Genomic DNA, 24,687 nt, shown 5'->3' with positions numbered 1-24,687 from the left:
AAACGCACGCCGGAATGACGAGATGGCCATGCGACATAGCGACGCCGATCTCAGTAGGACGTGCGGTGGCAGTGAAGAACCCAGGCTGCTCCGCCTCCCGGCGCTGACAGTCGAAGAACCGGTGCCGACCAGCCGCGGCGCGGCAACTACCGCGGCCGTGGGTCAGTCGGTGGAAGTGCCGATGCGGAGGCGGTTCCCATCGGGGTCGCGCAGTTCGATCTCACGTGCCCAGGGAGCGTCCTCCGGTGTGACGTCGAATTCGGCGGCCAGGGCATCGACATCATTGACATACAGGTAGACCAGGGTGTCGGGGCGGGCGTCACCGGTGTGCTCGGAGAGGAACAGCTTCACCTCACCGCGCGCTACCTCGACGAACGCCGGGAAGTCGGGTTCGAAGCGGTGCTCCCAACGTTTTTCGAATCCGAGCCGCTCGTACCAACGCACAGCCTTCGCGGCGTCCGCCACACGCAGGATAGGAACCACTTCTTCGCGCATGCGGCCCATCCTCCCAGTCACCACCGACAGCGAGCGGTCGACGCGCTCATGCGCGCCTTGACCTTTGCGCGATAACCCCGGCGAATTCGCGCGGACGGGAGGATCATGGAAAGCCCACCGTCTCATCCGGGACCGGCGACAACCCCGGAGCGGTAGCGGGGAGGCAACAATGCGGAAAGTGCGCGTGCGGGCGGTATTCGCCGCCGTACTACTGGTACTCGGAACAGCACTCACCGGATGTGAGGCGGTACAGGACGCGGCCGAGGGTCTTGCGGACAGCACCATGCAGAATCCGTTCGAGGTCAATGGATCCTCCTCGTCGACCGGTCCGAACGGACCTCGCGAGGGCGTACCGGATGCCCCACTCACCGCGGTGAACGGGGACGGCGGTCCGCTCGACACGCTGGCGCTCAATGCCCTGTCGGATCTGCAGAAGTTCTGGGCTACCGAGTTCAATTCGAACTTCTCCGGCAGCTTCCGGACGGTCACCGGTTTCATGTCCTGGGATTCGACCGCCGCGCGCAGCGAAGCGCCGGAGTTCTGCCGAGAGACCACTTTTCAACAGATCAACGCCGCGTACTGCACCGGCGACCACATTATCGGGTGGGATCGCGGCATCCTGCTGCCGGAATTGGAGCGGAAGTTCGGTTCCATGGCGATCGTGATGGTGCTCGCCCACGAATACGGCCACGCCCTGCAGGGCCAAGCCGGACTCGCGGACCATCTCACCCCGACGCTGGTGCTGGAGCAGCAGGCCGACTGCCTGGCCGGAGTGTTCCTACGCCATGTGGCGGAAGGGGATTCACCGCACTTCACACTCAACACCACCGACGGACTCAATAGCGTGCTGGGTGCGACCATCGCGGTGCGCGACCAGGAGCCCGGGCGTTCGCCCCATGAGCACGGCTCGGCATTCGAACGGGTGACGGCCGTTCAAATCGGCTACACCGACGGTGCGTCGGTCTGCAAGAAGATCACCCGCGGCGAGATCGAACAGCGCCGCGGCACCTTGCCCACCAGCTTCCAACCGGGTGAGGAAATCGTGCAGCTCGATGTCGACGTGAACTCCCTCGAGCTCATCGCGCAGGATCTGGCCCGCACCTTCCCGCTGAGTGAGCCCCCGAGTTACGACTACGGCGGCGTCACTCGACGCTGCCCGAATGTGACCGTGACTCAGCCGGTTTCGTACTGCCCGAGCACCAATACGGTGGGCGCGGACGTATCCGAACTGGCGAAGCGCGCGCGCGGCAGCTACACGATAGAACTGCTGCCCTTGGAGGTGACCGGCGACTACAACGCCTTCGTGGTCTTCGTCTCCCGCTATATGGTCGCGCTGCAACAGGATCGGCAACTCGCGCTGACCGGCGCGGAAACCGCGGGCCTGCGCACCGCCTGCCTGTCCGGTGCCTTCACCACCACACTCAGCGAACCCGGCGGTGCGGTGCGCCTGTCCGCCGGTGACCTCGACGAAGCCGTATCCGGGCTGCTATCGGACGGTTTGGCGGCCAGCGATGTGAACGGCGAGACGGTGCCCAGTGGATACCTGCGCCTGGAAGCGTTCCGGGCGGGAGTCCTCGACGGCGAGGCGCACTGCCTGACCGCCTACAGGTGAGCCTCCAGCCACTTCATCACATCCGTGAGCACCTTGTCCTGCTCCGGCTCATTGAACACCTCGTGGTACAGCCCGTCGTAGCGGATCACCGTCAGATCCTTTGCGGCCACGCCCTTTTCCAGGACGTCGGCACTGGTCGGGGAGACCAGTCCATCGGCGGTGCCCTGGAGCACCAGCAGCGGCACGGTCAGATTCCGCAGGCGGTCCTTCACAATGTAGGTGGCATTGAGCATTTCGGTGCCGGTGCGGGCCACGACCGCGCCGGTGTAGACCAGGGGATCGGTGTTGTAGGCGTGCACCACCTCCGGATCCCGGCTGATGAGCTTCGAATCCAGCTTGATGACACCGAGATTCGGCGCGTACTTGGACAGCAGCGGCGCGACCAGCTTCTGCGCGGCATTACCGGCCTCGATGTCGATGGCCGGTGCCGACAGCACGATCCCGGTGACGTCGATCGGCGCGCGGGTGGCCAGGTAGGCGGTGATGAGTCCGCCCATACTGTGCCCGATGAGGAAGCGCGGCAGATCCGGATGCTTTTCGACGGCAATGGCCAACATGGCGGCCACATTGTCGGCGGTCGACTCCATGGTGTCGATATTGGCCTTGGCGCCCGCCGACTGCCCGTGACCGTGGTGGTCGAGGGCATAGGCCGCGATTCCGGCCGCGGCCAGCCGCTGCCCGACGTGGTCGTAGCGTCCGGAATGCTCGGCGATACCGTGCACGATTACCGCCACCGCGCGCGGTTCGGCCTCGGGCAGCCACGCCCGCCAGAAGATCCGGCCGCCCTTGCCGTCGAATCCACCGGTCTCGGTTTTGGTCATTGCTGCTCCTCCTCGGTCGCCTATAGCGACAATCCGGGCACCCGTGCCGGGCAATTCTCCCACCGAGGTCGCGGTTCGGGGCGGGAAGGTCGAACGCGGCTCGCCCCAGGGGTCAGCGCTCGACGGCGAGACGGTCGATGAGACGGCGGTTGAAGTCGATCAGGCGCGCGTAATTGGCGCGGGAAATGCGTTCGTCGGTGCCGTGAATGCGATCCAGATCCGCGGCAGTCAGCACTACCGGCGCGAAGTTGCAGCGGGTATCGGCGAGCTCGTCGTAGTGCCGGGAATCGGTCGCGCCGGGCACCAGACCGGAGGTCACCCCGATACCGGGCATGACTTCGCGGGCCAGTTCGGCGAGGGTTTCGAACCACGGGCCGGGGGAGCGCGGTGCCGACGGCTCCGACGACATACCCACGAGTTCGAGGCTCACCTCGCGATCCTTGATCACGCGGCGGCAATGCTCCAGCACTCCGTCGACCGAATCACCCGGCAGGATACGGAAATTGATGAGTGCCTCCGCCCGCTGCGGCAGTACGTTCGCCTTCACGCCACCGGCAATGACGGTCGGCGCGGTGGTGGTGCGCACCATGGCCTCGGTCTGCGGTCGCAGCGCCAGCACCCGCAGGATCGCCGGACCGGCCACCTTCGCGAACCCCAGGGCGGTACGGCGCGGTTCGGACATGAAAACCCTTATCCGCGCGAGCATATCGGCCGTCACGGGAGTCATCCGCAAGGGGAACGGATGCTCCTGCACCCGCGATACCGCCCGCGCCAACCGGCCCACGGCCGTCCGCCGCCCCGGCATGGAGGAATGCCCACCGGTCGCCGATACCGACAGCCGCACCGTCGCATACCCCTTCTCGCCCACCATGATCGTGGCAATCGGACGATCCACCCCGTCCGCGACACCCTGGGTGATCACCCCACCCTCATCGAGCAGCAGGTCGGCCCGGACGTCGAGTTCGCGCAACCGCCGCGCCATCCGCACGGCCCCGGCGTCGCCGAACACCTCTTCGTCGTGCCCGAACGCCACGAAGACGGTCTGTCGTGGCCGCACCCCCGCCGCCAGCGCCGATTCAACGCCTTCCAGAATCGCCATCGCCCGACTCTTGTCGTCGATGGCCCCACGGCCCCAAATGAATTCGTCATCCACGACGCCCGCGAACGGCGGATGCGTCCACCGCTGCTCGTCATCGACCGGCACCACATCGAGATGCGCCAGCAGAATCGCGGCGGTACCGTCCTCGGCTCCCACCCACCGATACAACCGGCTGTGCCCGAAGGTCTCCAGCTTCAGATGCTCGTGTACCAGTGGGAAGCAGCGCTCGAGATGCGCTGCGAGCCGGGTGAATTCGGCATCGTCGGTATCGGCCGGGTCATCGCGCGAAATGGTGACGCAGCGCAGGGCCTCGGCCAGCCGCTCGGCGGTGGCCTCGTCGACGGTGGGCGCGGTAGTGCTCATCCAGCGGTCCGGGGCGGGAAGGATACGGTCACCATCGCATTGTTCACCAGGTCGGTGGGCAACGGGATGGTCTTCTCGGCGCGCCACTTCGGAATGCCCTCGGTGAGACCCCCGGGGATATCCGGATTGCGCACGATATCCAGCAGCGGCAGCCGCACTTCACCACCGGTGACGGTGACGCGGGTGAAGGTCGGCGAGTGCGCCCACACATCGTCGATCACATCGGTGACCCGGACGCCGATGCGGTGACCGGCCGGGATGGGCCAATCCTGCGCCAGCAGCCGTACATTCGCGGTCGCGGTGACCGGTGCGATACCGCGGGTGATCACGGTTGCCTGCCCATCGGGGGCAATGTCATAGAGCTCCACGGTGACGGTGGTTCCCGGCGCACCCTCCAGATTCAGCGTGGCCGTGGACACCCCGGAGAAGTGCTGGTCCTGCTCCAGCGGCTGGGAAATGGTCCAGACATCGCGGTCGGTGCCCGGGACGAACCCGCGGTCGGTGTAGACGCCGTCGCGCAGATGCATCGCGACCGGGCGGCTGTCCGCGGGCGGCCACCGGTTCTCACCCCGCCACTTGCCGTCGAACTGCCCCACCGTGATCCGCGGCCCCGGCACCGTCACATCGCGCTGCGCCACATGCTTGTCGAAGAACGCCAGCAGTTCCGTATCGAAAAACGGTGTACCGCACTTCTCGTGGCAGTTGCGATGACCCCACTGCCCGAACCACGCCTTGTGATCGCCGGGCCCGAGCGCGTTCCACAATTCGATCACCCGATCGGCGCGGGTGTTGTAATCCACGAACCCCTGGCCCAGGAAGGTCGGAATCGTGGTGCCGCGTACCCGTTCCACCAGATCGCGGTCCCGCCAGAACTCGGTCGAGGCGTCATGGTTGCCGATATTGGCGAGATACTGCCGATAGCAGGCTTCATCGACGCTCGACGCATTCGCCCGGTACTCGTCCGAATCCGTCCAATGTCCCGGTGTCTGCGCGATGAGCAGATGCTCGAATCCCGCGAAATTTCCCGGACGAACCCCGGATTCGGTGACCGGTTTCCCGGAGAACTTCCACGCGATGCCCTGCATGTAGAGGTACGAGTTCGGGTCCACCACCGGTTCGAACGCCGCCACGGCCGCGAGTCCGGCGGGTTCGGTGGCCAAGCCCATGATCCCGGTCCACGCCTCGTAGGAAATGCCGTTCAGACCCACGCGCCCGGTGGACCACGGCTGGCTCGCCGCCCACTCCACCGCGGTCCGCACATCGGAGCGTTCCTTCGGCCCACCGAAATCCGGGCAGCCATTGGACCCGCCGAAGCCGCGCAGATCCACGATCACATAGGTGTATCCGGCCTCGAGGAACATATCCACCTGCAGGTTCTCGGTGGACACCCCGCCCCCCAGCCGAGGTTGGCTCAGATACGCCAGATGCGCGCGATACGGGCTCACCGTCATCACGACGGGCGTTCGCACGTCATCGGCCACCCCGACGGGCCGCAGCACATCCGCGTGCAGGCGCGTCCCGTCCGGGGCGGTGAAATACTCCTGTCGATGCTGATATCCGGGCGCGGCCGCAGCCTGCATGGCGACAACCACCCCGAATACCAGCCCGAGCGTGACCGTCACCACGGCCGACGCCCGCACCCACATCCATCCCTTGCGCACCATAGGACTATCGAGTGTGCCTGGGCATTCGTCCAGACCCCGGAACCGGGGGTCCCCCGATCAGATCGGCCGAAGATTGATCATCTTGCGCAGCCGCTGGCGGTCCCGCTCCAGCTTCCGCGCCTCATAGGCGATGGGGAAGAAGCGGACGCGCTCCGGCAGCAGCGGAATGGTGCGGCCGAGGAACCAGCCCAGTGCCTTCAGCGCGCGCTCGTCCTTCGCGGTCCACTCGAGGTCGAGCTTGCGACGCACCACCTCGGGGGTGGTGCCGACGGTGAAGAAGTACTGCATGCGGCCGACCGGGGCGGTCACCGCGCGCCACAGCGGGTGCAGCGGGGTGGGAATCTGCTTGGGCGGTGCGATCTTTCGAATCACCCGCAGGTAGTCGTGGGCCACCTGGGTGGGAACGAGGTGGTTTTCGACCATATCGTCGAACCACGGCTCCCACTCCTTATAGGAAGCGGGGATCTCCTTGGGCGCCACCAGGAAGTTGCGCATGAGCTGCACCGTCTCCTGGTAGTACGCCTCTTTGTCCGCATCGGTGAGCGGGGTGCGGGAGAAGTACTTATTGCCCTCGGTGAAGGCGAAGATACCGGTGTGCAGCACCCAGGCCCATGGCCCCGATGACAGCGCGGTGTAGCGGACACCGTCCTTCTCGGTATTGAGTCCGGCGTGCATTTCCCGCAGTCGGTCGGCCTCGGCGATCGCCTCGTCACCGCCGTAGACCCACATCATGACCGAGGCGATACTGCGCACGGCTCGGCCCATGGGGTCGGTGCGGAAGGTCGACCGCGCGTCCACGACCGCCGCGATGGTCGGCTCCATGGTCTGCAGCAGGAAGGCCGATCCGGCGGTGAACGAGAAAGTGATCAGTCCGACCTCGTCCCACATGCGGCTGCCGGGGCCGAACGGCTGACGTTCGGGTCGCACGGTCGCACTGTTGGACTGCACAACGGCGGCGGTCATGGTGATCTCCTTTGATCACGTGCTGCCAGGCGTCGCACACCTGACAGCGTGAGAGAGTTGCTCGCGAATCATCTCACTATCTCGCCGGTGTGACAACAGGTCATGACCACCCGATGAAAGAGATGTAACCCCGAATTTTCGAGGGAATTCTGGGTACCCGCTCAATCCACATCTCGGCGGTGGTAGGAGGATCGATCATGAATATCCCCGCGCTGGCGGCGCTGCGTGACCGTGCCCGGCACTGGCTCGACCGGCATCGGCACACCCGCGACGAACAGCCTCATCAACCGGCCGGAGACGCCCCGCCCGCCATAATCAGCGCGTCGCTCGGGTACCACCCGCCGCACCGGTAGTCGCCTCGCCCCTTCCTCGCAATACGGTGGGGGAGGGGCGCTTCCAAGTGTTCAGAGGCCTTATTGCGCCAGTGACCCAGACGATCTGACGGCGTATGATCGGCCACGATGGGCATATGGGGGCAGAGCGAGCGAGTTGTGACAACAGAATGGGACGGATTCGTCCAAGCCTTGGCCCGCTGTCTTGGTCAATTGCCATCTCGCGCAACCCTCATCATCGCCGCCCCCGGAAATCGATATGTGCAATTCCAGCAGTTCGATATCAAACTTTCCGCCGAGCTGACTGGCAATTACTATCTCGCCGAACCGATTTCAGAAGATGCCGCCCAGCGACTGACCGACCTCGGTTGGAATGCCCCCATGCTCCAACGCGAAGTCGAGAACTGGCGGCGCAGCCTGCTGTGGCCCATTCCGCACAGCACCCTCGTGGAGTTGGCGCGCTCGGTGGTGGTGGGTCTGCACGATGGGTTCGGTGTCGCGTCACCGGATGAGTTGAGTGCCACCGGCTGGACCGAAGCGGCCGGCGATCTGGATCTCAGCGTGCTCGGCCCCATGGGTCGGCGCGGGGCCGGGTAGAGCCACCGAAACCCTCCCGCGATCACGCGGGAGGGCCCTTTTCACTCGGTATGTCAGCTCACCAGGTTCTTTCGCAGCTTCGCAATGGTCATCGGATCCAGTCCGAGGCCATTGGTCAAGAATTTTCCGAAGCTGCCGTACTTCTGCTCCATGGTTTGCAGCGCGATATCGAGATATTCATTGCGCACCTCCTGCAGCGGAATCAGCAGATCCGGATTCTCCATGTACCCGCCCTGTTTCAGCTGCTCCCGCAATGCGGCATCCGACGCCGCCCGGTACTGGTTCGACAGCAGGTAGTCCTGCTTGGCCGTCGACTCCGGTACGCCGATCGCACGCAGCACCACATACGAGAGCCACCCGGTGCGGTCCTTACCCGCGGTGCAGTGGAACAGAGTGGCGGTGTTGGTGGCCGCCAAATCCTTCACCGTCTGACCGAACTTGCTGAGCGAATCCGGGGTGAAGAAGCTGCGATAGACGTCCCCCATGATCTGCTCGGCCTTCCCGTCCCCCAACAGCTCATGCTGCTTCGCCGGATCCTTGGACGATATCGCCTGAAACATCTTCGCGAACATCCCGGTATCATCGATCGGCCTCGCCACCAACGGAACCCCCGGCGGAAGCCGATCGGCTCCCAACCCCTCCACCTCCGCTTGCGTCCGCAGATCGATCACCGACTGCAACTTCAGCGTCCCGAGTTTCGCCACATCGGCATCGGTCAACTTGCCGAGCGCATCGGCCCGAATCATCTTGCCGGACTTGGTTCTCTCACCGTCGTAGGTCCGATAACCGCCGAGATCGCGAACATTCACCGCTCCCTGCAACTCAATTCGCGCCGAAGCCGTCAATTCAGGTTCCGCGGCGGCAATAGGCGCGAGCGTTGTCGCCGCCACCCCAGCCGCGGCCGCCGCAACAGTTATCAGCGATACAAGTGAAACTCTAAGCCGTACAAATGAATTAACTTTCATGGCCGCGACCGTATGGACGTTGCCCACAAGAATGTCCTATTCGCCTCGAGATTCCCACAGGCCAGGACTGCCGCCCCGGCCACCGGGACAGCCTCTGGACTGAAACGCGAAATTGCGCTTGCCCGAGGATGTTTCGACGTTTACCGGACCGGAATATATCTACTGAAAATACCATCCCCGGGCGTCGTCGAGGACGAAGCCCACCGCACCGGGGGGCAGCGGCGAGCAATCCGTTCGGCGCGGGAGATCACAGCAGGTGTGTGGTCAGGAAGTCGATCTGGTCGGCCAGGATCTTCTCGACTGCCGGAGGGTGGTAGACGCTGAAGTGATCCGCGTCGTAATGCTCGACAACGGCTCGGGGCGCGGTGGCGGCAACTCGTCCGGCGATCGCCGGGTCGATGAGGTTCTCCCGGTCGCACGCGCAGACGAGCAATGGGCAGCGCACCCGCGGCGCGGCCGACGCGGCGTTGTAGAAGAGCATGTCCAGACCCGAGGCCGCGGTAATCCGGTTGTCGAACTCATAGTCGGCGGGCGTCACCGATTGCCAGCCTTCGAGCGCGCCGGGCTGGTTGACGAAGGCCAGTTCGCCGGGACGCCCGACCAGCGGCACATAGCGCCGGGACCGGCCCAGCGCGGCACGCGCCAGGTCGGAGACGATCGGGAAGGTGAATCGCAGCAGGTGCCGTAGGCCCGCGCGGGAAACGACGGCACGCCCACTGAAAACCGGACACTGGACGACCGCGGCGCGCAGACTCTGGTGGCGGGCGGCTGCGGTCAAGACGTGGCTGGCCCCGAATGAGGTGCCCCACAGTGCGATTCGGTCCGCGTCGAGTTCGGGCCGGGAGCGGGCGAAGGCCAGGGCGGCGTCGACGTCCTCGGCGTACCGGCGTTGATCGACGAGTTGCCGTGGCTCGCCGCCGGATTCGCCGAGATGGCGGAAGTCGAAGGCCAGCACGGCCAGCCCCGCGTTGGAGAACGCCTGCTCGTACTGAGCGAGCATCATCGCGTGGGTGGCCCCGCCGCCGTGCACGAGCACGACGACCGGATGCGGTCCGGGTGTGTCGGGCAAGGTCAGCCAGGCCGCGCACTCGTCTGTGCCGGATGGAAAGGTGGTTCGGATGGTCATGACACCTCGATTAGGTACGTTGTACGTGAACGAGGTCGAGTCAATCACGTACAACGTACTTAAACAAGGAGGGCAATGCCCGCGCCCCGGAAGTTCAGCCGAGACCAGCTGCAAGCGGCAGCCTTGGCCCTGGTCGACGAGCACGGGCTCGCCGGGCTGACCATGCGCAACCTCGCTACCGAACTGGGTACCGGGGCGATGACGATCTACAACTACGTCGACGGCCGTGAGGGGCTCGAGGAGTTGGTGGCAGCGGCGGTAATGAGCCAAACGAGTTGGGCCGAGACCGGTGACGGCTGGGATGCGCAGGTGGCGGCGATCGCCGAGGGAATGTGGCGGGCCGTGCGCGCACACCCCCACGCCATCTCGTTGATCCTGACTCGCCGCAGCTTCGACCTGGCCACCCTCGCCCCGGCCGAGGCCCTGCTACAGGCACTTTCCCGCAGCGGCAGGTCGGGACGCGACCTGCTCGTCGCCTTCCGCACGGTCTCCGGATACGTCGCCGGCTTCGCCCAAGCCGAACTCACCAGCCCACTGTCGGCCGCGTCGCCGAGCGTCGTCGCCGAACGTATCGCGGCCCTGCCCGCCGAACGATTCCCGAAGCTGATCGAGATAGCCACCGTCGCCGCCGACAGCGATCCGCACGACGAGTTCCGTGACGGTCTGCGGCTCATCCTGAATGGCTTGAAGGCGTGACCGCGGTCGGCGGCGGCATACCCTCTGCGTACCGGAACCACGCGATCACTCGTCGCCGTCAAGTCAGCGGACCGTGCGCTATGCACCACCGAGCGACATGGACGGCACCGTGCGCGTCGAGCAACCGCCCGGCGCGGCCTGCCCCGCCAGACGCTCATCGATCCAACGCAGGACCGCGGGAGTCGCGCTGATTGCGAGACTGACGTGCTCGCTCAATTGGTCCCGCGTATGGGTGATCTGTGCCCCCGATGCGCACCACTGTGCCACCGCCTGGTCGGCCCCTGCGATGGCGACGATCTCGTCGTGCACGGCGTTGTAGAGGAACAGTGGCGCGGTCGGCGCCACGGGGCCGAAGTCCAAGTCGGCCAACGATGCCTGTACCTGCTCGAGCAGTTGCGGGAAAGGGATCGTCAGATAGTCGTCCATGCGCTGGAACGCATGCTGAGCCACGTTCGGCGTCATGCATGTGCTGTCACCGGCAGCCATCAGGGCTTGCCCGGCAGGCGTCAGATATTTGTCGAAGGCCGCCGCCAGGCGTGGATCGGCGCGCATCATGCCCGGCAGGATCGACGGTAGGAAACCGGAGAACGGACCGGAATCGAGCGACTCCAGGTGGTGGGCGATGGGTGCTGTCCAACCACCCATCGCAACACCGACCAGTCGTATTTCGGGAGCGTAGGTCGGTTGAACTTGCGCGGCCCAACTGGTGCCGAACGACCCGCCGGAGTAGCCCATCGCAGCAACCGGAGTATCGGTGCCGGGCAGACCGAGCGGCGCGAAACCCTGGGCTGCGCGCACTCCGTCGAGCGCGGCGTAACCCGGCTGTTTCGGGGTGAGCATCGAGCCTTTCGGCCCCTCCCAGTCGGGTACGGAAATCGCATGACCGGACGACAGCATCTGGTCGATCTGAATGAAATCCAGAGAGGCGTCGTACTTGTCAGGCGCTCCTTGCCGGAGCGCGAACGAGGGAGCGCACTGTGGGGCCGAGGCATTGGTGGCAGCCTGATAGGTGATCAACCCTTTGACCTGCCCGGTTCGTGGGCGCAGCACAGTCGTCACGGTCGCCATGGGTTGGCCGGCGGTATCGGTCGTTCGATACAGCAACTGCCAGGCATCGGCGTCCTGCGCCTGTGGCTCCAGCGAGGCCACCTCGACGGGTCGCGAATTCAGGATGGTGCCCGGCGTCACCGAGTCCCAGCCCGATGGCGGGGTGTAGAACGGGTCGTGCTGCGGAGTTGGCAGCGGATCCGCACTACCGACCGCCATGGGGGTACCGGTAAAGCACAACACGGCCGAAACTGCGATCAGAATCGAGCGCAGCTTACCGCGCTTGCTCACTGAACACGTTGCACCACAGGCTGATACGACACTGCCCATCATTCGGACTTCCCTCCCCGGAGGGGACCGACTCCCGCGAATCCCCCCTGAGGCAGTCAGCGTACATCCTCCGATCAGGATGGATACCCGAACCGACAACGAAGGTCGCGGCCGCCGCCCACGCCGGCAAGCCACAGATCCCGGCCTGCCAGAGGGATTCGACTTCCGGGACCTTCGGGCCACTCCTCGCCTCACTGCTGGTCGCGTATGGAGACCTCGGTCTGCCCGCACCGCATACCGCGCTGATTGAACCGGCCAACGCACATGTCAGGAGCACATGGTCTCACCGACCACCGACATCTAGAACTGACCTAAACCGACTGGTACGCAAGGAAATACGCGCTCAGGGCGCTAATGCCCACATGGAAAGGGCGAAGCCCCACCCGCCCGAAGGTAGGTGGGGCTTCGCGAGATCGCTTGCGACCCTATGAATCACACGTCGTAGTAGAGCTCGAACTCGTACGGGTGCGGACGCAGGTTGACCGGAGCGATTTCCTGGTTGCGCTTGATGTCGATCCAGGTCTCGATGAGGTCGGTGGTGAAGACGCCGCCCTCGGTGAGGTAATCGTGGTCCGCCTCGAGGCGGTCGATGACCGACGCCAGGGAGGTGGGGGCCTGCGGGATGTTCTTGGCCTCCTCCGGCGGGAGCTCGTAGAGGTCCTTGTCGACCGGTGCGAGGGGCTCGATCTTCTTCTTGATGCCGTCCAGGCCGGCCATCATCATGGCGGCGAAGGCCAGGTACGGGTTACCCGAGGAGTCAGGCGCGCGGAACTCGATGCGCTTGGCCTTCGGGTTGGAGCCGGTGATCGGGATGCGGATCGCGGCCGAGCGGTTGCGCTGCGAGTACACCAGGTTGATGGGGGCCTCGTAGCCCGGCACCAGACGGTGGTAGGAGTTGACGGTCGGGTTGGTGAACGCCAGCAGCGACGGGGCGTGGTGCAGGATGCCGCCGATGTAGTGGCGCGCCAGATCCGACAGGCCCGCGTAACCGGACTCGTCGTGGAACAGCGGCTTGCCGTCCTTCCACAGCGACTGGTGGGCGTGCATGCCCGAGCCGTTGTCGCCGAAGAGGGGCTTCGGCATGAAGGTGACAGACTTGCCTTCCTGCCACGCGGTGTTCTTCACGATGTACTTGAACAGCTGCAGATCGTCAGCAGCGCCCAGCAGCGTGTTGAACTTGTAGTTGATCTCGGCCTGACCGGCGGTGCCGACCTCGTGGTGGCCGCGCTCCAGCTCGAAGCCCGCGTTCTGCAGGTTGGTCGCGATCTTGTCGCGCAGGTCGACGTAGTGGTCGTACGGCGCGAGGGGGAAGTAGCCACCCTTGTTGCGAACCTTGTAGCCACGGTTCGGGGTGCCATCGGCGTTGTACTCCGCGCCGGTGTTCCAGGAACCGGACACCGAATCGATCTCGTAGAACGAGCCGTTCATGGCCGAGTCGTAACGGATCGAGTCGAAGATGTAGAACTCCGCCTCGGCACCGAAGAAGCAGGTGTCGGCAATACCGGTCGAAACCAGGTACTCCTCCGCCTTGCGGGCGACATTGCGCGGGTCGCGGGAGTAGGCCTCGCGGGTGAACGGATCGTGGACGAAGAAGTTCAGGTTCAGCGACTTCGCGGCACGGAACGGATCGATCCGCGCGGTGCTGAAGTCGGGGAGCAGGAGCATGTCCGACTCGTCGATCGACTGGAAGCCGCGGACGGACGAACCGTCGAACGCGAGGCCTTCGTCAGCCAGGTCGGCCGTGAAAGCCTTCGCCGGGATCGAGAAGTGCTGCTGCGCACCCGGGAGGTCGGTGAAACGGATGTCGACGTACTCGACCTCCTCCTCCTTGATGTACTTGATGACCTCGTCGGCCGTGCTGAACGCCACTTAGTACTCCTTACGGATCGGTTCCCAGCCAGTTCACTGCATGGGTCGTCGCGACCAGACGGTATGGACGCGGTGTTTCCCCGCAATCAAGGCTGTGTTTCGCCAGTGTTACACGTACAGCTGGCCGGGGGTTCGGCGGTGCCCCGGTGTCCCAGAAGCGACCGCAATGAGCGCCGAGCAGTGCTCGACCAGCACCGATATCCTGCCATCGAGCAGCGGCGATTGCCGCACAAGGCGCCGAAAACGCCGCGCCTGACGCCAAAAAGATAGGGGGATTACCACGCTGACGCGGACACGCGTGACAATCCTCACGGGCTGATCGGTCGGTTCAGCACCTGTTCGGTTACTCAGTGTGCATGCGGATCGGCCCGTGCGCCCACCGACGGCCCGTAAAGCCGTGGCGCGGCGCGGACCGGGTGGCCTTCATGGAGTCAGGAAGCGCCACTTAAGCTGGGCCCATGGCACGCATGACCGGCTCCTGGCTGTCCGGACCGAACTCCGAATCGGGCGCACCCGGGCCGGACGACTATCCCGGCAAGCAGTTGGGGCTGCCGAAAGAGGGCGTCGGGTCGCTGGTGGCCATGACGCGCCGCGTCGCCGCGTTGATGGTCGACTGGTTCATCTCGCTCGGACTGGCCGCGGTCATCGTCCGGCCCAATGCCAGCAAGATTATCTCCGAAGCGGATATCCCCGCGGGTAAAGAGCCGCCGTCCAATTTCGAGGTGGTGGTCCAGGCGCTGCAAACACCGACGCTGCTGGTGTGGTTCGTCATCGGGATCGCCGCGGTGACCCTCTTCGGGTACACGCCGGGGCAGTACTTCCTGAAGGAGCGCGTCGCACGAGTCGATGCGGCCGCGCCGGTCGGTTTCGTCCGTGCCCTGGTGCGACAGATTCTGATCGTCTTCGTGGTGCCCGCGCTCTTCACCGATGGCGATGGCCGTGGCATGCACGATCGGGCCACGGGAACCGCACTGGTTCGGGCCCGCTGACATCTCGTTATACCCGCGCTCGCCGCGGGTGATGAGCGTCCGCGCAACTTTTTCCGCGAAACTCGCGATTAGACAGTCGAATCCACTCCTACCGGTGTCGATAGCGCTTGCGCATCGATGAGTTCGCATCGGTCGGTACCTTGGATGCGAGTCACGACTGTTTCGGAAAGTCTGCGAAAGGACACAGCCACTTGTTCGCCTGGTGGGGGGATCTGGTCTGCCGCTTACGGTTCGCGGTGATCGGCGCAATGGTCGCGGGGTTATTGGCGCTGGGTGGGTACGGGCTGACCCTCGATGACCACCTGAGTTCGGGCGGCATGTTCGACCCGGGTGCCGAGTCGTCGGAGGCCGGACGATTGGCCGATGCCGCCTTCGGCCGCAATCACGACGTCGATGTGGTGCTGCTGTTCACCGCTCCCGAGGGCAAGACGGTCGACGATCCGGACTTCAGCAATGCCGTGATCGATCACCTCGACAATCTGCCCCGCGAGTATCCGGACCAGGTCGCGAAGGTCAACGGCAGTTACTGGCGTACCGAAACCGGCCCCGCCAGTGGCATATTCGTCACCGATGACAAGCAGCGCGCGCTGGCCGCCATCGCACTGCGCGGTGAGAACGACACCGATATCCTCCGCAGCTACCGTGAGGTCAAGGACGCCTTCGATATTCCGGGTATCGATGTGCAGGTCGCCGGTATGCAACCGATCGCGGGCACGCTCAGCGACACCGTCGCCGACGACCTGCACCGCATGGAACTCATGGCGATCCCGCTGGTCGGTGTGCTGCTGTTCTTTATTTTCGGGGGCGTGGTCGCCGCCGCGCTACCGCTGCTGATGGGCCTGCTGACCATTATCAGCGCCTTCGGCGTCATGCGGTTCGTCGCCAACTTCACCGAGGTGAATACCTTTGTCACCCCGGTGGTTTCGATGATCGGCCTCGGATTGGCCATCGATTACGGACTGTTCATCGTCAGTCGATTCCGCGAGGAGCTCACCGCCGGATACGACACCCGCACGGCCATAAGACGTTCGGTAATGACCGCGGGCCGCACCGTGGTGTTCTCGGCGATCATGATCGTCGCGAGCCTCGGCGGGTTGCTGCTGTTTCCGCAGGGCTTCCTGAAATCCATTGCCTACGGTGCGATCGCGACGGTGACCATTGCCGCCCTCACCTCCATCACGGTGCTGCCGGCCATCTTGGCTGTGCTCGGCCCGCGCGTGGATATGTTGGGGATCAAGCGCTTCCGCCGCACCAAGACGGCCGCGGAGATCGATAGCGGCCTGCTCGGTCGCAGCACCCGGTGGGTAATGAAACGCCCGGTCAAGGTTGCTGTCCCGCTGTTCATCGCACTGGTGCTGCTGATTGTCCCCATGCAGAATCTCGTCTTCGGTGGATTCAGTGAGAAGTACCTGCCGCCGGGCGACACGACCCGGACTGCGCAGGAACAGATCTACGAGTACTTCCCGATGCGCAAATCCGACCCGATCGAGCTGATCTTCGTCTCCGACCAGTCGAGCACCATCGGGCAGGTTTGGAGTCGGGCGAACCAGGCGCCCGGCCTGGTCGGACGGTTCGAGATTCCGGCGCGCTCGTCCTCGCATCCAAATATCTTCCGGTCCAAGGCGGCGGTGGCGGATATCAATGACGCCGGTGCCACCATCGAATATCTGCGCGCACTGGACCTGCCCGAGGGGATGACCGTCCTGGTCGGCGGGGTGCCCGCGCTGCAGAAGGACGCCATCGACGCCCTGCTCATCCGCATTCCGTTCATGATTGCCCTGGTCTTGCTGGTGACCACGCTGCTCATGTTCCTGACCTTCGGCTCGCTGGTATTGCCGATCAAGGCCGCGCTCATGAGTGGTCTCGGGCTCGGGTCCACCCTGGGTATTCTGACCTGGATATTCATGGACGGTCATGGTGCGGGGTTGCTGAATTTCACCCCGCAACCCATTCAGGCGAACATCCTGGTGCTGATCATCGCCGTCGTCTACGGCCTATCGGTCGACTACGAGGTAATGCTGCTATCGCGCATGGTCGAGGCGCGGGCCGCGGGGGCGAGCACCGACGAGGCCATTCGGATCGGCACCGTGCAATCCGGCCGGGTCATTACCGCGGCGGCCCTGATCCTGCTGGTCGTCACCGGCGCGTTCGCATTCTCCGATCTGGTGCTCATGCAGTACATCGCCTACGGCATGATCGCGGCGCTGTTCATCGACGCCACCGTGTTGCGCATGCTGCTGGTCCCCGCCGTTATGAAATTGCTAGGTGATCGTTGCTGGTGGGCTCCCGCAGGTCTGCGGCGAATTCAGCAGCGGATCGGGTTAAGTGAAGCTGTCGTCGAGGATGAACATCCGCGCGGAGGTGGTTCGATTGACCTGGTCAAAACGACATGACTGTGATCTCCGTGTGGCCCAGGCGCGTTCATGCCGGCGTAGCTGGATGTTCACCAACTCTCAGATTCGCTCGGTAGGGTGCGGGCGGCCCACCGTAGTGGTCTCGTAGCCGAGCGGGGGTTGTCGTCATGTTCGGAGGACTCATGGATGAGGGTTGCAAGGCCGCGGCGCGCAGGTTCAGCCGCCGGTCACTGTTCGCCTCCACCGGTTTGCTCGGCTTGGCCGCAGTCGGAGCGACGGGGCTGAATGCCACGACCGATCGGACCCGGCAGGTACTGCACTCCGGTTCGTTCGAGGACATCACACCCATGCAGTTGGGCCCGGTGATCCGGACCGAGCGGGTGTACTCGGCGGCGCGCAACCGCGAAGTGGACATCATCACCATTCTGCCGCCGGGCGTGCGGATCGACGGATTACCCATGTCGCTCCTGCTGCACGGGCGCAAGGGCAATGCCCGCACCGCGGCCGTGGGCGGTTTGCCCGAACTGCTGACCGCTGGAGTCCTGGCGCACCTGATACCGGCTTTCGGCTTCATCGCCGTGGACGGCGGCGATAACTACTGGCACCGCAGCAGCTCCGGCGACGACCCCATGACCATGCTGCTCGACGAGGTTCCGCAATGGCTGGCCGAACGTCGCCTCGGCGGACCCGGCGGAACCCCGTTCGCCTGCACCGGCGTATCGATGGGTGGTTTCGGAGCCATGCTCTATGCCCGTCGTCGCACCGAACGCGGCAGACCCGCCAATGCCGTCGCGACCATCTCCCCGGGCCTGCTCACCTCCTGGACCGAGATGAGTACGCGGGAGGCCTTCGCCGACGAAGCCCAGTGGGCCAGCCTCGACCCGCTCCGCCACGTCCACGAGCTGGGCCCCGCCCCCATGGGGCTGTGGTGCGGCGACCGTGACAGATTCATCGAGGGCTGCCGCGCGTTCATCGGCCGCGCCCGGCTCGAAGTAGCGTCCATCACCCCGGGCGGGCACAACGAGGGGTATTGGCGCACAGTCGCACCCGATGTCATCCGCTTCCTGGCCGGCCACGTGCGCTGATTCGCGCGGCGGGCGGAGCCAGCGCCCTGCCGGGCATACTTGTCCACCGCACAGCGAAGGCCCGCGTCCGAGAGGGCGAGGGCCTTCGTTCGAGCAATTCAGCGGCGGCGGATGCTGCGCTGTACGCCACGCATTTTCGCGCCGCCCGGGACCGGCCCCTTGGGGAGCGCCGGGCCACCACGGGTGGCGAGGGCGGAGAGACGGCCCTCGATGAGTTCCATTCGCTTGGCGTCGATATTGCGGGGGAGTTTGGTGAGGTACCGCTGCAGTCCCTTGAGCGGGACCTGGCCCTCCTCATTGCCGATGGTGACGTCGTAGATGGGGGTGTCGCCGACGAGCCGGGCGATCTTCTTCTTCTCCTGCGCCAGCAGCGATTTCACGCGCGACGGGGAACCCTCGGCGACCAGGATCACGCCCGGCAGGCCGATGACGCGGTGCACCGCGTCGAGCTGGGTGGTGGCCGCGATACCCGGGGTGACCCGCCACTTGCCCTGCAGATTGTCGAGCACCCACGCGGCCGCGCCCGCCTGGCCCTCGGCCTTGGCGTAAACGTTCTTCTGCACGCGCCGGCCGAAGATAATGAACGCGGCCAGCGCGCCCAGCAGCACACCGACCGGCAGCAGGAACCACTGCAGGTCGAAGAAGAACCCGATGACCACGAACAATGCGGTGACGCCGACGAGCGCACCGATCATTATCGGCAGCAGCAGCTTGTCTTCCTTGCGCTGCATCTGGAACGCCTGCCAGAGCTGCCGACGACGTTCCTTGGACGCCTGCTTGCGCGCCGCCTTCGCCGCGGCCTTAGCTTCCTTCGACGGTTTGCCGCCCTTACCTGCTGCCATGGCACTCAGGATAGTGGCCGCGCTCGCTCCGATCCGCGTCGGGATCGCGAGGTTCGTCGCAGACGTTGCCCGGGAGCGGGAATCGGCGTGCCACCTGATCTCTCCGAGCACGCGCTCAGCACATGGGGCAGCCGTGTCGACCGACGGCTTCGCTCCGGGCGCTGCCGTGTTGCCCGAGATCTCGAACATGACTACTCGATCCGAGCTCCGTGCCGCAGCGCGGTTGGTCGACTCGACCGCATACGGTGACGGGGTGATAGCGGATTACCTGCGGCAGCGGATCAGGGCATTGCCCTCGGCGGTGCTGTACCTGGTGATCGGTGGCGCTACCTCGCTGGTGGCATTGTTCGCGATGGTGGGGCTGTGTGTGGCGGGGGCGTTGTCCCTGGTGGGAGTGGGGCTGCCGATACTGCCCGATGCGGTGCGCGCGCTGCGCCCACTGCTCGGATTCGAGCGGCGCCGGGCCGCCGGGCGACTCGGTGCGCCGATTGTCGAGGCATACCGACCGTTGACCGGGTCGCTCAGACAACAGGTGTCGACCGTGTTCGCCGATCCAGCGAATCGACGCGATGTCGTCTGGCTGACCGTGCACGCGGGGACCGGGCTGATCCTCGGCGCACTGGCCTTCGCCTTGCCGCTGAGCGCGATCAATCAGGCGCTCATTCCGCTCTACTGGCAGCTGGTACCGGAAGGAGCAGTCGACAACTTCGGGATTTCCGTGCGCTCCTGGAGCGGTGCGCTGCTGGCCATGGTCCTCGCGATTCCCGTTGGCGCGCTGGCACTTCAGGTGCCGGTAATGGCCCGCTGGCAGGCGCGGGTCGCGCGCTGGCTGCTCGCACCTCCCGCGGATGTGGCCCTCGCGGACCGGGTGGCGGAGCTGACCGCGACCCGAGCGGCGGCCCTGGACGCCCACGGCGCGGAACTGCGCCGTATCGAACGCGATCTGCACGACGGGGCCCAAGCCCGCATGGCCGCGGTGATCATGCAGCTCGGCCTGGCCGAACAACTACACGACCGCGATCCAGCCGCCGCGCGGGACCTGATGCGCAAGGCACAGGACACCGCGACCGATGCCCTCGCCGAACTCCGCGAAGTCCTCCGCAGCGTCTACCCACCGGTCCTCTCCGACCGAGGTCTCGCCAGCGCCCTCTCCGGTCTGGCCGCCCGCAGCCCCATTCCCTGCACCCTGGAGGCGAGCACCATCGGCCGCTGGCCGGCAGCCGTGGAAGCCGCCGCGTATTTCGTTGTGGCCGAGGCGCTCACGAACGCCACCAAACATTCCCGAGCCCACTCCATCGCGGTATCCGTCCGGGGCGCGGACAATCTCCTGACGGTCGAGATCCGCGACGACGGCATCGGGGAGGCCCGAGAAGCCGACGGCGGCGGCCTGGCCGGCATCCGCCGCCGCGCCGAAGCCCTCGACGGCCGCATGACACTGGCCAGCCCAGCGGGCGGCCCCACGGTGCTGCGCGTGGAGCTCCCCTCCGGCCTATAGCTCGCACAGGAACACCACAGAACAGACCGTGCGGTCAGGGGGACATGGTGGCGGCATTGCCCGAGAGGCCCCCGCCCTCATGTCCCCCTGACCGATCGGTCTCATGACGGCACCCGACTGGGGATCCGAGGTCGGGTACGGAGGCGAGTCGGCCACACTGATTTGTCGATTGCCTCTGCTGCCGAACGCTGCTGAAACTGCCGTGTTCGCTCCCAACCTGGCTGCGCGGGCACCGAGGAGGCGAAACCCCCTCGCCCACATCAGTAGGGTGTGCGCCGTGGAGTCTCCGTGCGCGTAATGATCGCTGAAGACGATGCCCTGCTGCGCGAGGGTCTCGTATTGCTGTTGAATACAGCCGGTATCGAGGTCGTCGCGGCATTCGACAATGCCGATGACTTCTTGGCGGCCGTAACCGCGGATCGACCGGATGCCGTGGTGGTCGATGTCCGGATGCCGCCGACCTTCACCGATGACGGATTGCGGGCGGCGGTGCGGGCCCGCGCTGTGCATCCCGGTTTGCCGGTGCTGGTGCTGTCGGCCTATGTCGAGGACCGGTACGCCGCGGAGCTGTTGGGTGACGGCGCGGGCGGGGTCGGATACCTGCTCAAGGAACGGGTCGGCAAGGTCGATCGGTTCCTGGATTCCCTGCGGCGGGTGGCCGACGGTGGGACCGCCATGGATCCGGAGGTGATTTCGCAACTGCTGGTGCGACGCAAGGCCGACGACCCGCTGTCGGCGCTGACCGCCCGGGAGCGAGAAGTGTTGGCGCTCATGGCGGAAGGACACAACAACGGCACCATCGCCGAGCGCCTGGTGGTGAGCGAAGGCGCTGTGCTCAAACACATTCGGAGTATTTTCGCCAAACTGGGTCTGGCAGCCGATGATGTGGGGCACCGGCGGGTGTTGGCGGTGCTGGCCTATCTCAATGCCTGATGACCCAGCGCACCGGAACGCGGGCACGGCTGAACGCCCGAACCAGATTCGGGCGTTCAGCCGTGGTGATCGGGCCGTGGTGATCAGTCGGCGGTGCAGGTGGTGTCCGTGGCGGGCAGGGTGCCATCACGGAAGTACGTGTTCACCGCGTCGTATACGCAGGTGTTCGGGTAGCGGCCGAAGATCCAGTGGATCGGCACATCCTGCAGTGTCACCATGCGCGAGGCGGACAGCGAGTGGTGCATGGCTTCCGCACCGGCGTAGGTGGTGCGAGTGTCGCCGGTGGACTGCACGATGAGCGCGGGCACCGAATTGTCCACCACCGTGGGCGATTCCACAGGCGGAGCCCAGAACGCACACGGACCGATGTTATTGGCGAAGCCACCGAACAGGGGCTGGGTGGCGCGCGTCGCCTCGATATTGCGCCAGTACCAATCCGGATCGCGCTCCACCGCGACATCGCCGCACATAATCGCCATCTGCGGGGAAGCGTCCTCCGGCCGTCCGGCAATCATGAAGGCGAATGACTCGTTCAGGCTGGGCAAGATCTCGACCTGCTTGCCGTCGGCGGCATCGATGAGTCGCCGCACCTGTTCGGCAAGCATCGGGTACTGCTCCGGAGCATCCAGTCCGACGAAGAACACGCTCGGCATATCGTGCTCGTCGACCTCGAAATCGCCTATGCGTACCGGCTTCTCGGCCGACCGCCGGATGAGATCCATCGCGGTGGCCCGCACCTGATCACGGGTCGTGCCGAAGTGGTACTCCCCGTCGCGTGCCGCCGCCCACTCCGCCCAGATATCGAATGCCGCCTCATTGGCCGGGCCCATATCCTGCATCATCTCGACCGGTCCGTAGCGGTCCGGATCCGCCGCACTGTCCAGTACGATCCGGTCACTGCGCTCCGGGAACATCTGCATGAACACCGAACCCAGGTAGGTCCCGTACGAGGTGCCGTAGAAACTGATCTTGTCCACGCTGAGCGCACCGCGAATCACGTCCATATCCCGCGCGGTATTGCGGGTCGTGATGTACGGCAACCGCTCGCCCTCGGTGTCCGTGCAGCGTTCGGCCAGGTCGCGTTGTGTAGCAACCGATTCAGCGAAACTCGCGGCATCCGTCCCCGCCGACTGCATCGCGAATCCACGCGGCCACCCGCAGTTGATCCGCGTGGATCGTCCGACACCGCGCGGGTCCATCCCGATGAGGTCGTAGCCGGCACGCACCTCCGGTGTCATAGCCGCACCGAAGTCCAGGGCGAAGTCCAGTCCGGGACCGCCCGGACCACCGGAGTTGGACAGCATCACACCGTACTTGCGCGCCGGATCGGCAGCCAGGCGGGAGATGGCGACCGTCATGGTCTTCCCCTGCGGGTCGGCGTAATTCAGTGGAACGGTGATATCGGCGCACTGCGCACCCGCCTCGTCGAGGCGCTCCTCATCGCAGGATTTCCAGTCGAGTTTCTGGCTGTAGAAGCTGTCCAGACCGGACTGTGTGGTGGTCGGTGCGGTGCTGGGCGCGTCGGTCGTTGTGGCACAACCGATTCCGAGCGGTATTATGAGACCGACGGTGGCGATCCATTTTCCGATACTCATGCCGCGCACACCGCGGTCTCGTAAGCGTGCTGTTCCATATCGGCCTGCTCCTCGGTAGTGGGTAGCTGGTTCACGATGAGCGTGACGGCGGTGCCGTCGGCTCGAACGCCATTGCGGGTGCCGAAACCGGGAATGCTGCCGCCGTGTCCCCAGGTCTCCTGGCCGCAGGCGAGCGACTGGCGCATGAGTCCCAGCCCGTACCCGGCATTCGCCATCCGGTCGAACGGCACGGTGCGCTGCATCTCGGCCAGCTGTGCGGCGGGCAGCAATTCCCCGGCCAGCAGCGCGGTGAAGAACCTGTTGACATCGGCTCCGGTGGAGACCATCGCGCCCGCCGCTCCGGCCCAGGAGGTATCGAGCGCGGTGAAATCGACTCGCTTACCGTCGTTTTCCTGATATCCGACCGGGTGCGGGTCGCGAATGCCGGTGTCACCGTCGGCCGGAACGTAGGTGTCGCGCAGCCCGAGTCGCTCGATAATCCGACGGTCGATTTCCGCCGCATACGGTTGCCCGGTGACGCGTTCGATGAGCATGCCGAGCAGCACGTAATTGGTATTGGTGTACACCGATTTCGCGCCCGGTTCGAATTGCGGCGGCATGGTCATGGCAATGCCCACCAGCTGCTCCGGGGCGTACTGCTGCCAGCGCACCGATTCCAGATGCGGATTCAGTTGGACCACCTGATTATCCGCGGTGGGTGCACCCGAGCCCAGGTAGTCGGGCAGTCCGCTGGTGTGCTGGAGCAGCTGTCGCACGGTAATGCGATTGCCGTCATTGCCATTGCCGCCGATCACGCCGGGCAGATAGCGCTCGACCGGCGCGTCGAGATCGAGGGTGCCCTCGGCCACCAGTTGCAGCACCACGGTCGCGACGAAGGTCTTGGTATTGCTGCCGATACGCACCAGCGCATGGTCCGGAATCGGCGCGCCACCGGCGATATCGCCGACCCCGGCGGTAACCACACGCTCACCGTCGGGCCCGCTGATCACGACCTGCGCACCCGGAAATCCATTGCGTACCAAGTCCTCCAACGCCTCCCGCACGGTCGCGTCCGAGCTCTGCGGTGCGGCCTCCGAGGGCCCGCAAGCCGTACCGGCCAGCACTGCGCCCACCACGACCGCGGCCAATGTGACCCGTCTGGCGTGCCGCCGAAATACCGTCGTGTGCAAAGGTTCCTCCTGCTCAGGGCTGGAAGCCGGGCGGCTTCCGCTGACCAGTTCAAGGCTAGGAATTCGCGGCCCCCGCGCCCATGCCGCACACACCCGAATTCGAGGTGCGGCACACGCCCGCATACGGGGTAGTGCTGGCGCTACCTCCGGGCTCCGAGGTCGTCCACCGACGTTGATGGCGTGATGTCGGAACAGCCCCGTCATCCCGCATGCTTCACGCCTCCGTTATCCGGCATGCTTTTGGCC

At 65.4% G+C, this 24,687-nt stretch carries 21 protein-coding genes; 9 read left to right on the top strand and 12 right to left on the bottom strand.

Features of this window, described 5'->3' with window-relative positions; translation table 11 throughout:
* Positions 1–162: 162 nt before the first annotated feature.
* Positions 163–495, bottom strand: a complete 333-nt coding sequence (locus NU1_RS08545; RefSeq protein WP_067519155.1) for a glyoxalase superfamily protein — start codon at positions 493–495, stop codon at positions 163–165.
* Between the two features lie 169 nt (positions 496–664).
* Here NU1_RS08545 and NU1_RS08540 point away from each other — a divergent pair, with 169 nt between their 5' ends.
* A complete protein-coding gene (locus NU1_RS08540; protein WP_067519141.1) occupies positions 665–2,107 on the top strand; it encodes a neutral zinc metallopeptidase in 1,443 nt (480 codons plus the stop codon).
* Here NU1_RS08540 and NU1_RS08535 read toward each other — a convergent pair.
* The 4 genes from NU1_RS08535 to NU1_RS08520 all read right to left on the bottom strand — a co-directional run bounded on the left by NU1_RS08535 (position 2,098) and on the right by NU1_RS08520 (position 7,017).
* Positions 2,098–2,928 carry an alpha/beta hydrolase gene (locus tag NU1_RS08535; RefSeq protein ID WP_067519139.1) on the bottom strand — a complete coding sequence of 277 codons (831 nt, stop codon included), beginning with the start codon at positions 2,926–2,928 and terminating at the stop codon, positions 2,098–2,100. The genes NU1_RS08540 and NU1_RS08535 overlap by 10 nt on opposite strands.
* A 112-nt stretch (positions 2,929–3,040) precedes the next feature.
* On the bottom strand, positions 3,041–4,390 hold the full coding sequence (locus tag NU1_RS08530; RefSeq protein ID WP_067519137.1) for a M20/M25/M40 family metallo-hydrolase: 1,350 nt from the start codon (positions 4,388–4,390) through the stop codon (positions 3,041–3,043).
* Positions 4,387–6,054 carry a CocE/NonD family hydrolase gene (locus NU1_RS08525; RefSeq protein WP_067519135.1) on the bottom strand — a complete coding sequence of 556 codons (1,668 nt, stop codon included), beginning with the start codon at positions 6,052–6,054 and terminating at the stop codon, positions 4,387–4,389. The genes NU1_RS08530 and NU1_RS08525 overlap by 4 nt, the downstream gene beginning before the upstream one ends.
* 57 nt (positions 6,055–6,111) lie before the next feature.
* Entirely contained in the window at positions 6,112–7,017 is a 906-nt protein-coding gene (locus tag NU1_RS08520) for an oxygenase MpaB family protein (RefSeq protein ID WP_067519133.1), read from the bottom strand.
* 197 nt (positions 7,018–7,214) lie between these two features.
* On the opposite strand from NU1_RS08520, the gene NU1_RS41200 reads away from it, so the two are divergent.
* Both NU1_RS41200 and NU1_RS08515 read left to right on the top strand, forming a co-directional pair.
* Complete coding sequence (locus NU1_RS41200; RefSeq protein ID WP_157552050.1) at positions 7,215–7,370, top strand: hypothetical protein; 156 nt, start codon at positions 7,215–7,217, stop codon at positions 7,368–7,370.
* A gap of 138 nt (positions 7,371–7,508) precedes the next feature.
* Entirely contained in the window at positions 7,509–7,946 is a 438-nt protein-coding gene (locus NU1_RS08515; RefSeq protein WP_157552049.1) for a TY-Chap domain-containing protein, read from the top strand.
* A gap of 53 nt (positions 7,947–7,999) precedes the next feature.
* Here the strand turns inward: NU1_RS08515 and NU1_RS08510 are convergent, their stop codons facing one another.
* The gene (locus tag NU1_RS08510) at positions 8,000–8,911 is read right to left on the bottom strand and encodes a tyrosine-protein phosphatase (RefSeq protein ID WP_067519153.1); all 912 of its coding nucleotides are present in this window, start codon (positions 8,909–8,911) and stop codon (positions 8,000–8,002) included.
* A 247-nt stretch (positions 8,912–9,158) separates the two neighbouring features.
* Entirely contained in the window at positions 9,159–10,037 is an 879-nt protein-coding gene (locus NU1_RS08505) for an alpha/beta hydrolase (protein WP_067519130.1), read from the bottom strand.
* Positions 10,038–10,112: 75 nt separating this feature from the next.
* Between NU1_RS08505 and NU1_RS08500 the strand changes: the two genes are divergently transcribed.
* Positions 10,113–10,733: a TetR/AcrR family transcriptional regulator gene (locus tag NU1_RS08500; protein ID WP_067519128.1), complete on the top strand. Its 621-nt coding sequence runs from the start codon at positions 10,113–10,115 to the stop codon at positions 10,731–10,733.
* 78 nt (positions 10,734–10,811) lie between these two features.
* Here the strand turns inward: NU1_RS08500 and NU1_RS08495 are convergent, their stop codons facing one another.
* Both NU1_RS08495 and glnA read right to left on the bottom strand, forming a co-directional pair.
* Positions 10,812–12,071 carry a lipase family protein gene (locus NU1_RS08495; RefSeq protein WP_245720003.1) on the bottom strand — a complete coding sequence of 420 codons (1,260 nt, stop codon included), beginning with the start codon at positions 12,069–12,071 and terminating at the stop codon, positions 10,812–10,814.
* A 471-nt stretch (positions 12,072–12,542) separates the two neighbouring features.
* Positions 12,543–13,979, bottom strand: a complete 1,437-nt coding sequence (gene glnA, locus NU1_RS08490; RefSeq protein WP_067519126.1) for a type I glutamate--ammonia ligase — start codon at positions 13,977–13,979, stop codon at positions 12,543–12,545.
* 458 nt (positions 13,980–14,437) lie between these two features.
* Between glnA and NU1_RS08485 the strand changes: the two genes are divergently transcribed.
* The 3 genes from NU1_RS08485 (at position 14,438) to NU1_RS08475 (ending at position 18,407) form a co-directional block, all read left to right on the top strand.
* Positions 14,438–14,968, top strand: coding sequence for an RDD family protein (locus NU1_RS08485; RefSeq protein WP_067519124.1), 531 nt, complete (start codon positions 14,438–14,440; stop codon positions 14,966–14,968).
* A 191-nt stretch (positions 14,969–15,159) separates the two neighbouring features.
* Entirely contained in the window at positions 15,160–17,361 is a 2,202-nt protein-coding gene (locus NU1_RS08480; protein ID WP_067519149.1) for an MMPL family transporter, read from the top strand.
* A 128-nt stretch (positions 17,362–17,489) separates the two neighbouring features.
* Positions 17,490–18,407 (top strand): alpha/beta hydrolase, encoded by a 918-nt coding sequence (locus tag NU1_RS08475; RefSeq protein WP_212761733.1) that lies wholly within the window; start codon positions 17,490–17,492, stop codon positions 18,405–18,407.
* Between the two features lie 98 nt (positions 18,408–18,505).
* Here NU1_RS08475 and NU1_RS08470 read toward each other — a convergent pair whose 3' ends face one another.
* Positions 18,506–19,249, bottom strand: coding sequence for a DUF4191 domain-containing protein (locus tag NU1_RS08470; protein ID WP_067519120.1), 744 nt, complete (start codon positions 19,247–19,249; stop codon positions 18,506–18,508).
* Positions 19,250–19,436: 187 nt separating this feature from the next.
* Here NU1_RS08470 and NU1_RS08465 point away from each other — a divergent pair, with 187 nt between their 5' ends.
* Both NU1_RS08465 and NU1_RS08460 read left to right on the top strand, forming a co-directional pair.
* Complete coding sequence (locus NU1_RS08465) at positions 19,437–20,744, top strand: sensor histidine kinase (protein ID WP_084521096.1); 1,308 nt, start codon at positions 19,437–19,439, stop codon at positions 20,742–20,744.
* A gap of 288 nt (positions 20,745–21,032) precedes the next feature.
* Entirely contained in the window at positions 21,033–21,677 is a 645-nt protein-coding gene (locus NU1_RS08460) for a response regulator (protein WP_067519118.1), read from the top strand.
* A gap of 83 nt (positions 21,678–21,760) precedes the next feature.
* Here NU1_RS08460 and NU1_RS08455 read toward each other — a convergent pair whose 3' ends face one another.
* On the bottom strand, positions 21,761–23,272 hold the full coding sequence (locus tag NU1_RS08455) for an alpha/beta hydrolase (RefSeq protein WP_067519145.1): 1,512 nt from the start codon (positions 23,270–23,272) through the stop codon (positions 21,761–21,763).
* Positions 23,269–24,441, bottom strand: coding sequence for a serine hydrolase domain-containing protein (locus NU1_RS08450; RefSeq protein ID WP_245720002.1), 1,173 nt, complete (start codon positions 24,439–24,441; stop codon positions 23,269–23,271). The genes NU1_RS08455 and NU1_RS08450 overlap by 4 nt, the downstream gene beginning before the upstream one ends.
* Positions 24,442–24,687 lie beyond the last annotated feature (246 nt).

It is taken from the genome of Nocardia uniformis NBRC 13702, from assembly GCF_001613345.1.
GTDB classification, from domain to species: Bacteria; Actinomycetota; Actinomycetes; order Mycobacteriales; family Mycobacteriaceae; genus Nocardia; species Nocardia uniformis.
This window is presented reverse-complemented; position numbering and strand designations above follow the sequence as displayed.